Here is a 6,271-nt window from a genome sequence, read left to right on the forward strand (position 1 = left end):
CCCATGTTCACCAACGACATCCAGCAGGAACGAGCCCGGCTCGGCTTCAGCTGGGACGACCTGCCCAAGCAGGAATCCGGCGAGCACAACGCGCTCGCTGACGCCAGACACAACCAGACCGTCCGGCGCTGGCTCGCCGAACAGGAAGCGAGAACCTCATGAAACTCTTCGGGCGCGAACCGGTCGTGGTTCTGAACACGCTCTCTGCAGTCCTTGGCCTCGTCGTCACCCTCGGCGTCACCAGCCTGACCGCCGAGCAGGCAGGCGCCACCGTAGCCGTCGTTTCCGCGATCCTCGGCGGAATCGCCGCGGCCATGACCCGGCCGATCGCCCCGCAGGCGTTCACCGCCATCGTCGCCGCCGGCGCAACCGCCGTCGCCGCGTTCGGGTTCGAGGTGTCACAGGAGACCGTGGGCGCGGTCAACACCGTCGTCCTCGCCGTGCTCACCCTGCTGACCCGGGTGCAGGTCACGCCGACGAAGCCCGACGCCCCGGCCGGGGTCTGAATGCCGCGCCAGGCGGTCCTGCGGCTGCGTCACATGCTGGGCCGCCGCGGCGCCTTCCTGCTCATCCTCGGCGTCGGAAAGACCTGCTGGGGCATCTCGTTCATCGTCGACCCGCCCAACGACCACGGCCTCCAACTGCTCACCGACGTGTGCTCCCTGCGGCACTGGGCGTGGCTGTGGATCGCGTGCGGTCTCGTCACAGGCTTCTCGGCCTTCCTGAAAGTCGGCCGAGACTGGGCCGGCTTCGTGGCCGCCCTCATTCCCCCCTCAGTGTGGGCAATCGCCTACACGGCTGCTGTCGTCAGCGGCCAGTACTCCCGCGGCGCCTACGTCGCTATCTGGTATCTCACCTCGCATGTCGGGGTCATCATGTGGGCGGCCACGGTTCCCGAGTATTCGGTTCCCCCAGTGCCGCGGCCTGCCCGGAGAGGCAAGGGCCCGTGACTTGGTGGGCGGGGATCGTCGCCGTGCTGGGCACTGCGGGTGCTGTCGTGGCAGGCCTGTTCGCGGCGCGCGCGACAACGCGGGCAGCCGCAGCAACGGCAGAGGCGACACAGGCAGCGGCGCGGGTGTCGGCCGGACCGAACGAGCGGGCGGAGGACCGGGCCGCCTTCGAGGCGATCAAAACGGAGCTGCGGCAGGAGCTGACAGCAACCCGCGACGAGGTCCGATCGCTCCGGTCCCTCGTGCGGGCGTTCTCCTACTACGTGGGCGAGTTGACGACACAGATGCGGGCCAACCGCATCGAACCTCCAGCGCCACCCCCTCGGGTGGACGAGTACAACCGAACTGGAGTGTGACGATGCCTGAAGCCGTCCCCCGGCAGCCGCGCCGCGACGACACCGCCGCCGACGCCGGCTCGCTCGAACGCATGGGCCGCATCGACGAACAGCCCATCCCGGCAGCCCTCGCCGAACTCGCGGCGGAGCCCGCGGCGGAGGATCCGGCAGGGGAGCAGGACACGGGCGAGCTGCAGGAAGCGCTCGCGGGCGCCGGTGTCACCGCAACGGCAGCGGACCACGCCGCGATGCAGGCCCTCGGGCAGCTAGACGCCGCCACGCTCGAAACCGTCACCCGCTGGGTCCAGAAGCCCGGTAAGGCCAGCAAGTAGGAGGCCCCGTGCCCGAAGAGAACGTGGATGAGCCGACACCGTTCTGGCTGTCGCCGCGGCCATTCATCGAACCCGACGTGCCGCCTGCCGAAGAACCGGCCGCCGAATGACAACGCCCCCGTTCCTGCCGCCTCCTGGCGGTGGAGCGGGGGCGTTTCGACGTGCTCAGAACTCCAGCTGCTTCTTCACCTCGGCCACGTTCGGCCCGGAGTCCTCCGACGGCATCTCCCACCGGAAGGCCTTCTCCTCACCGTCGATGTAGATGAGCGTCCCGCCCTTCGCCTGCGCCGGCGTCAAGTCGAAGACCTGCGACCGCCACTGCCAGGCGCCCGGCTGAACGGGGTCGGCGTTGTTGTACTTGTCCATGACGACGTTGAAAGCGTTCCCCACCTGAGTGGTGATCGTCTCCCCGTCGGGTGCCATCCACTTCCAGCCCCCGCCGCTGATCGGGGCGGGCTCGTCGGCTGCCGCACCAGTCATCGCCTTGTCTTTCATCGTCACCACGACGAACATCCCGTTCGCAGCGGTCTCGCCGCCGCCTTCCTTCGTGAACACGACCGTGTCCGGGGTGATCTGCAGAACTCCTGTGCCGCCATCGCCCGTGGTCTGCGCCGCAGTGCCGAACTTCATGCCCTTCTCAATCGTGCCCGGCGTCGGCTCCCCGGTAGACGCACTCGCCGTGGCCGGGGCCTTTTCCGGCTTCGAGCCCGCCGCATCGTCTCCACCGCCGCATGCGGTGAGGGCGGTCAGAAGTAGCGCGGCAGTGGCCGCAGTCGCGCGAACACGCATGAATCCCCCCAAGGTTGCACTGAGGAACACGGTAGACCACATGTGACAGACCGGTGAACAGGCGGCACCGGGCTCTGACACGACAACGCCCCCGCCCCCTTACTACCTCACGGCGGCGGGGGAGCGGGGGCGGCTTCGTGTCTATTCCTCTTCGCGGATGGCGTCGGTGAGTGCGCTCATGGCTTCCGCGGCCACGACGAGCGCCTGCGCGAGTGCGGCGTTGGCGTACATCGCCCGCGTCTCGTTCGACATTGGGGACGCGTGCACTTCCGTCGCGTTCCTGACGTTGCGCATCGCTTCGGTGATCAAGGCCCGCTGTTCCGGAGTCAAAGGCATACGCGAGTGTCCCGAACGCTGGCCGCCCTGTCACCGGGGCAACGGCGCCTTGCTAGCGCATAACGTCCGCTGAAGAGCGTGTCCGCAAACGAACGTCTGTGAGATGCGGACGGCGAGCGCATCCGTCCTGCACCGACACTGTTACACAACTCGTGTCCGCGTCTATGTAACGCTCACCCCCGTCTGCGTACACTGAATGCATGAAACTCGGCTACGGACGCGTGTCCACGCGAGACCAGCACCCCGAAGCGCAGCACGACGCGCTGACAGAGGCGGGATGCGACCGCCTCTTCGTCGAGAAGAGGAGTGGCAAGCTCGCCTCTCGACCCGAACTGAACCGCCTGCTTGAGCAGATGCGGGAGGGCGATACGGTCGTGGTCACCAAACTCGACCGGCTCGGTCGTAGCCTCGCCAACCTGATCGAGCTCGAAGCCGCGTTCCGCGCGGCCGGAGTTGGGCTCGTCGTTCTGAACCTCGGCGTGGACACCTCGACGGCATCCGGCCGCATGGTCTTCAACATGGTCGGCGCCGTTGCTGAGTTCGAGGCGTCCCTTAACTCGGAGCGCACCCTGGACGGCCTCGCCGCTGCCCGAGCGCGCGGCCGAACTGGCGGACAGAAGCCAAAACTCAAGTCCCGCCAGATCAAGCTGGCTCAAGAGATGTACGACGAGCTCGGCGGCGACGGGAAGCGCAAGTACACCGTCCAGCAGATCGCCGACGAGTTCGGCGTCAGTCGCCCCACCATCTACCGACACCTGGAACGAAGCGGGGCGTCACGGGAGGTGTCAGCGTGAGCGCAGGCCGGGGCGAAGATAGGCCCACAGACCATGAGGGTGAGGTCAGGGCTCGATTGCTCATGCTCCGAGCCGAGCAGGCCGTCATCGCAGCCTTCCGGGTTCGGGCGTATGAGCTGGACTGGTCGCTGCGCGGAACTGTGGGTGGCGTCAATGAGCCCGTGAAGATGGCCTGCAGCAAGGGGCACACGGCCGACGCGAAGCCCATCAGTGTGCTTACAGGCGGCTTCACCCTCGACAGCCACGTGGGTCCGCTGCCGCGGACTGAGCTGGAGGCTTGCTTCACCTGCACGCGAGACCGGAAGGGAGCGGAAGGGATTGCAGCCTTCCCGAAGTATGCCGCCGACTTCGACCTATGGGTGTTGGGTGACGAGAAGACCGAGTACGGCAGACCCGCGAAGACGGTGCGGTGCCTCTCTGGGCACGTCTTCAAGCTCCCCGCGTTGGATCCGCGGATCGATTGGAAGCCGTCACCTGTTCACGAGTTCTACGACTTCAAGGAGCAGGACCCGCACGAGCACCCGTGCCCTACGTGCAAGAGGATTCGAAACACCCCGAAGCTGGCCGCGTTCAAGGCAAACGCCGTCAGCCAGGGGGTAATGCTCCTGGAGCCGCTGGCCGGACGCGTATCCCAGCGGGTGACGATCTGCTGCATCGTCGGCCACCTGTCTCAGATAGGCATCAACCAGGGATGCGGCGCCGAGGTCATGTGCCGAGTGTGTAGGACTGGACATGCGGCTCCGCCTCACGACGTCTTCTACGTCGTCAGCGGCACCGACACCGTCACGGGGGTGCCGACGGTGAAGTTGGGCATCAGCTCAGGCGTCGGGCATAAGCGCCTGGAGCAGCATGCGAGCGTTGGCCTATCGCAGCGGCACCTTGTGCGGACAGGTCTATCCCAGGGCGTAGCACGAGCCCTAGAGGCCGCGCTGCTGACCCACCTGAACGAAGGCGGGTGGAAGCGAACACGCGGCGACGAGTACTTCCCGGCTGACGCACTGCCGCTCATTATGGCGTTCGCGCAGAACTGGCTGGACGCCGAGCACGTCAACATGGCCGGCGCACGCGAACCATCCTCACCAGTTGACGCGGCATCCGGAGGCGCCGCGTAGCCCCTCCGTGCAACACTGGCCGCACGCCCCGCCGGACATCCCCCGTTCCGGCGGGGCGTCCGTCGTTCAGATGCCCATCTGCCTAGAGATGACGGCGGACGTCACGTCTACGAAGACGTTGCGCGCCACGTCGCCCGCAGAGGTCGCTAGTTCACGGAGCCGTCCGCGGCGTTCCTCGTCGGGCTCTTCATCGGCCGCAGCTTGGAGGCGCTGCGCGATCTCGTCAACGAATTGTTCGGCGGTGGGCCACTGTCCGACGAGTCGGCGAGCGTCTCCACTTACGCTGCCCACGTGCCACGTCCCTGGGCCGCCAGCGGATTTACCGAGCTCGATCAGGCGATCGCTCTCAAGGGCCAGTGCCGCCTTGCCGACCTCTTTGACATCCAAGCCAGTCAGTTCGGCAATGTCTCGCAGCTCTGGGTACAGACTGCCCACCCCGTCCTCGAGGAACTTCACCATCGCGTCCAGTACGGGCAGGTCGCGGTTCGCCCAGGTGTTCTCCATGCGAGGAAGATAGGCGTCTCGTGGCCTGGAAGCCCAGCAACACGCAACCGGCCGCCCGGGGAGCCACAGGGGCGGCCGTTCATGCGTCACCCCCGCGGTTCGGGCAGTTCGCCCGGCTTGACGGGCACGATCTCCACCTCGCTGCAGCCATCGCCCTCGAGTCTCTCCTTCTGCCTCTCGGCGGAGGGCTTGTCGTAGGCGACGGCGGAGGCGCGGGGTATCCCGTCGGGGTCGGTCCAGGTGAGCCCGTAGTTCTGCATGGTGATCGTCATGCGCTCATCATGCCGGGCGGGTCTGACAGTGCCGCTATCGGTGGCGGTGGCTGAGCCTGCTGCCGATGACTAGGACGAGTCCGGTGATCACGGCGAGGGCAGCGACGACGAGGGCGGCTTGGATCTCGATGACGGCGAGGACGATGAAGACGGCGAGGGCGAGGATGCAGCCGGCGACGATACGGCCAGCCGTCCGTTTGGTCCGTTGGGGTTCTCGCCACGGGTCGTGTTCGTGGTACGCCATCGGGGCCTCCTGGGACGGTGTGTCTTCAGGGTGCGCCTGGCGGGCGGTCTGCGCATGGCGGTCGCTGCTCGCCGGTCGTAGCCTGTTCCTGCTCGGGGCTGACGCGGAGGTCTCCCATGCCCCGAACGATTTGGAGCGGCGCGATCACGTTCGGCCTGGTCACCGTACCCATCGCCGTACTATCCGCGACCGAGAACCACAGCATCCAGTTCCATCAGTACCATCTCGCGGACATGGGCCGGGTGCGCACGCGGAAGATCTGCGAGCTGGAGGATCGGGAGATCTACCAGTCGGAGATCGGCAAGGGATACGAGTACGCCAAGGACCAGATCATCCCGATCTCCGACGAGGAACTGAGCGAGTTGCCGCTGCCGACGGCGAAGGCGATCGAGATCGTCGGCTTCGTGCCGCTGGACACTATCGACCCGATCCGGATCGGCGACGGCTACTACTTGCAGCCCTCCCAGCCTGTCGCCGCGAAGCCGTACAAGCTGCTGGTGAAGGCGTTGAGCCGATCGTCGAAGGTGGCGATCGCCAAGTACGCATGGTCGGGCCGGGAACGGTTGGGTCTGCTGCGGATCCGCGAAGACGTCATCGTCCTGC

At 66.8% G+C, this 6,271-nt stretch carries 12 protein-coding genes; 7 read left to right on the forward strand and 5 right to left on the reverse strand.

Features of this window, described 5'->3' with window-relative positions; genetic code table 11:
* Positions 1-158: 158 nt before the first annotated feature.
* The 4 genes from VIU94_RS00850 to VIU94_RS00865 are packed head-to-tail and all read left to right on the forward strand — an operon-like array spanning position 159 to position 1,617.
* Positions 159-506 (forward strand): hypothetical protein, encoded by a 348-nt coding sequence (locus VIU94_RS00850; protein ID WP_331906403.1) that lies wholly within the window; start codon positions 159-161, stop codon positions 504-506.
* Positions 507-950, forward strand: a complete 444-nt coding sequence (locus tag VIU94_RS00855) for a hypothetical protein (RefSeq protein WP_331906405.1) — start codon at positions 507-509, stop codon at positions 948-950. It abuts the gene before it with no gap.
* A 47-nt stretch (positions 951-997) separates the two neighbouring features.
* Positions 998-1,306, forward strand: coding sequence for a hypothetical protein (locus VIU94_RS00860; protein ID WP_331906407.1), 309 nt, complete (start codon positions 998-1,000; stop codon positions 1,304-1,306).
* Positions 1,307-1,308: 2 nt separating this feature from the next.
* Positions 1,309-1,617 (forward strand): hypothetical protein, encoded by a 309-nt coding sequence (locus tag VIU94_RS00865; RefSeq protein ID WP_331906409.1) that lies wholly within the window; start codon positions 1,309-1,311, stop codon positions 1,615-1,617.
* 165 nt (positions 1,618-1,782) lie between these two features.
* Here the strand turns inward: VIU94_RS00865 and VIU94_RS00870 are convergent, their stop codons facing one another.
* Together VIU94_RS00870 and VIU94_RS00875 are read right to left on the reverse strand one after the other, a co-directional pair.
* On the reverse strand, positions 1,783-2,436 hold the full coding sequence (locus VIU94_RS00870; protein ID WP_331906411.1) for a hypothetical protein: 654 nt from the start codon (positions 2,434-2,436) through the stop codon (positions 1,783-1,785).
* Between the two features lie 111 nt (positions 2,437-2,547).
* Positions 2,548-2,715 (reverse strand): hypothetical protein, encoded by a 168-nt coding sequence (locus tag VIU94_RS00875; protein ID WP_331906413.1) that lies wholly within the window; start codon positions 2,713-2,715, stop codon positions 2,548-2,550.
* 227 nt (positions 2,716-2,942) lie between these two features.
* Here VIU94_RS00875 and VIU94_RS00880 point away from each other — a divergent pair, with 227 nt between their 5' ends.
* Both VIU94_RS00880 and VIU94_RS00885 read left to right on the forward strand, forming a co-directional pair.
* Positions 2,943-3,536: a recombinase family protein gene (locus tag VIU94_RS00880; RefSeq protein WP_331906415.1), complete on the forward strand. Its 594-nt coding sequence runs from the start codon at positions 2,943-2,945 to the stop codon at positions 3,534-3,536.
* Positions 3,533-4,648 (forward strand): hypothetical protein, encoded by a 1,116-nt coding sequence (locus VIU94_RS00885; RefSeq protein ID WP_331906417.1) that lies wholly within the window; start codon positions 3,533-3,535, stop codon positions 4,646-4,648. The genes VIU94_RS00880 and VIU94_RS00885 overlap by 4 nt, the downstream gene beginning before the upstream one ends.
* A 66-nt stretch (positions 4,649-4,714) precedes the next feature.
* Here the strand turns inward: VIU94_RS00885 and VIU94_RS00890 are convergent, their stop codons facing one another.
* From VIU94_RS00890 to VIU94_RS00900, 3 genes are all read right to left on the reverse strand, one after another.
* A complete protein-coding gene (locus tag VIU94_RS00890) occupies positions 4,715-5,152 on the reverse strand; it encodes a hypothetical protein (RefSeq protein ID WP_331906419.1) in 438 nt (145 codons plus the stop codon).
* An 86-nt stretch (positions 5,153-5,238) separates the two neighbouring features.
* Entirely contained in the window at positions 5,239-5,424 is a 186-nt protein-coding gene (locus VIU94_RS00895) for a DUF8636 domain-containing protein (RefSeq protein WP_331906421.1), read from the reverse strand.
* Between the two features lie 34 nt (positions 5,425-5,458).
* Complete coding sequence (locus VIU94_RS00900; protein WP_331906423.1) at positions 5,459-5,668, reverse strand: hypothetical protein; 210 nt, start codon at positions 5,666-5,668, stop codon at positions 5,459-5,461.
* A 116-nt stretch (positions 5,669-5,784) separates the two neighbouring features.
* On the opposite strand from VIU94_RS00900, the gene ku reads away from it, so the two are divergent.
* The coding region (gene ku, locus VIU94_RS00905) for a non-homologous end joining protein Ku (RefSeq protein WP_331906425.1) at positions 5,785-6,271 on the forward strand (487 nt) is incomplete at its 3' end.

The organism is Streptomyces sp., assembly GCF_036566765.1.
In the GTDB taxonomy this organism is placed as follows: Bacteria; Actinomycetota; Actinomycetes; order Streptomycetales; family Streptomycetaceae; genus Streptomyces.

Coding starts and splice junctions, on each gene's coding strand:
- VIU94_RS00895 (WP_331906421.1), bottom strand. CDS start 5,424: ATGACGATCACCATGCAGAACTACGGGCTCACCTGGACCGACCCCGAC.
- VIU94_RS00880 (WP_331906415.1), top strand. CDS start 2,943: ATGAAACTCGGCTACGGACGCGTGTCCACGCGAGACCAGCACCCCGAA.
- VIU94_RS00855 (WP_331906405.1), top strand. CDS start 507: ATGCCGCGCCAGGCGGTCCTGCGGCTGCGTCACATGCTGGGCCGCCGC.
- VIU94_RS00900 (WP_331906423.1), bottom strand. CDS start 5,668: ATGGCGTACCACGAACACGACCCGTGGCGAGAACCCCAACGGACCAAA.
- VIU94_RS00865 (WP_331906409.1), top strand. CDS start 1,309: ATGCCTGAAGCCGTCCCCCGGCAGCCGCGCCGCGACGACACCGCCGCC.
- VIU94_RS00850 (WP_331906403.1), top strand. CDS start 159: ATGAAACTCTTCGGGCGCGAACCGGTCGTGGTTCTGAACACGCTCTCT.
- VIU94_RS00890 (WP_331906419.1), bottom strand. CDS start 5,152: ATGGAGAACACCTGGGCGAACCGCGACCTGCCCGTACTGGACGCGATG.